The sequence below is a fragment of the Marinobacter changyiensis genome (assembly GCF_009193265.1).
GTDB lineage: Bacteria > Pseudomonadota > Gammaproteobacteria > Pseudomonadales > Oleiphilaceae > Marinobacter > Marinobacter changyiensis.
In genome coordinates this window covers 1-2145 of the sequence record NZ_VZZZ01000014.1, presented here as the reverse complement: position 1 = coordinate 2145, position 2145 = coordinate 1, and the positions used below count along the sequence as shown (strand labels likewise).

Here is a 2145-nt window from a genome sequence, read left to right as displayed (position 1 = left end):
TGTCAGTAACAGTGCTAAAAGTCCGTAAATTGTCAGGATAGATTGTCCTCCCGACCCGCATGGCCTTTTCTTGAAGGTGGCGAAACCTGAAAGGAAAAGACTCATGCAAAGCCGAGAGGACTTTCACATGATAAAGCAACTACGGGCACAGGGGGCGCACATCGTGGACATTGCCCACCGGATTGGCTGTTCAGGACGCACGGTGCGTCGGTACCTGGCGCTTCCGGCACCTCCCACAGGTAAGCCCAAGTCACGCAGGCCCAGTAAGCTCGATCCCTTCAAGCCCTTTATCGATGAACAGTTGGCAGACGAGGTCTGGAACGCCGAGGTGATTTTCCAGCAACTGCGCGAGCGGGGCTACACCGGCTCATCCACCCTGGTTCGTGAGTACATCCAGCCCAAGCGACCACTTCGCGCGAGCAAGCGAACCGTGCGATATGAGACGCTCCCTGGTAAACAGCTCCAGCATGACTGGGGTGAGATCCGGACAGAGGTCGGAGGCCGGTTGTGTACCGTCAACATTGCGGTGAACGTGCTGGGTTATTCCCGGCACTTCCATGTCTGGGCGGGCCCTCGGCAGGATGCCGAACACACCTACGAGTCGCTGGTGCAGGCGTTCCGGTACTTTGGCGGTGTCCCAGCCATTGTTCTGGTGGACAACCAGAAGGCGGCCGTGGTTCGCCATGATCGTGATGGCAAGGTGACGTTCAATGCCGGCTTCCTGGCACTGGCCAACCATTACGGCTTCGTCGCTAAGGCCTGCCGACCCCAGCGGCCCAGGACGAAGGGTAAGACCGAACGGATGGTCGGTTATGTGAAGCACCACTTCTTCCAGCGATATCGCAGCTTCGACAGCTATGCACACCTGAATCAGCTACTGGAACACTGGCTGGATACCTGTGCTCAGCAGCGTCTGCTGAGGCGGTTCCGGCAGACCCCGGCCGAGCGGTTCCAAGAGGAGCAACCTCAACTCCTGCCAAGGCCCCAAATGGACTTCGATACCCGCTATTACGATATCCGTCATGTGGGCTGGGATGCCTATATCGATGTGCATGGCAACCGTTACAGTGTGCCGGCGGAGTATTGTGGCCAGCGGGTAAACATCCGCATCAGCCTGGACGGTGAACTCACCGTCTATGACATCCGGGGACAGGAGGTGGCCCGCCACCGGATGACCGACCGCAAGCAGGGCTGGCAAACCGTAGCCGAACACCACGAGCCGCTGTGGCTAGACGTGATGCCGGTACAATATCGAAGCCTCGCGGTTTACGAGGAGGTGCTCCAATGAACCTCGATCAACTCCTCGAACGGCTCAAGATGGATCATCTGCAAGCCTCGCTGGATACCCTGTGCGAACACGCCAGCAAAAAGGACCTGAACTATCGGGAGTTCCTCGAACAGGCCCTGGCCCAGGAATGGGGTGGCCGCCACCAGAGGGGTCTGGATACGCGGCTCAAACAGGCCAGGCTACCCTGGATTAAAACCCTGGAGCAGTTCGACTTCAGCTTCCAGCCCAGCCTTGACCGAAAACTGATCCGGGAACTCTCCGGCCTGGGGTTCGTGGATCGCAACGAGAACGTGATCCTGCTGGGACCGCCGGGCGTGGGCAAAACCCACCTGGCTGTCGCCCTTGGCGTAAAGGCTGCTGAGGCCGGCCACCGCGTTCTGTTTATGACCCTGGACCGCTTAGTCACCACCTTGGTCAAAGCCCGGCAGGAAAACCGATTGGACCGGCAGCTCCAGCAGCTGACTTACCCGAAGGTGCTGGTGCTGGACGAGATCGGTTACCTGCCCATGACCCGGGAGGAAGCCAGCCTGTTCTTCCGCTTGATCAACCGGCGCTACGAGCGAGCCAGCACCATCCTGACATCCAACAAGAGCTTTATGGACTGGGGCGAGGTGTTCGGGGATCAGGTCATTGCTACGGCCATCCTCGACAGGCTCCTGCACCACTCAACGACTCTGAACATCAAGGGGGAGAGTTACCGTCTGAAAGATAAACGGAAGGCTGGTCTCATACCCGGTACTGCTCAAAAACAGGAGAACTCTGACGACACCGAACCTCAAAAAACGGACACTGAAAACTGATGAAAACCGGACAATCTAAACTGATAAAAAGCGGTCAAAGTTCACTGTTGTTGACAA

2 protein-coding genes are annotated in these 2145 nt (G+C 57.8%); both read left to right on the top strand.

Translation table 11 applies throughout. The annotated features are described in order from the left end of the window. Positions 1–103: 103 nt before the first annotated feature. The gene (gene istA / locus F6Y09_RS19995) at positions 104–1288 is read left to right on the top strand and encodes an IS21 family transposase (protein ID WP_152208724.1); all 1185 of its coding nucleotides are present in this window, start codon (positions 104–106) and stop codon (positions 1286–1288) included. Further along, on the top strand, positions 1285–2088 hold the full coding sequence (istB, locus tag F6Y09_RS19990) for an IS21-like element helper ATPase IstB (protein WP_152208723.1): 804 nt from the start codon (positions 1285–1287) through the stop codon (positions 2086–2088). Before istA ends, istB begins: the two co-directional genes overlap by 4 nt. The last annotated feature ends 57 nt before the right edge of the window (positions 2089–2145 follow it).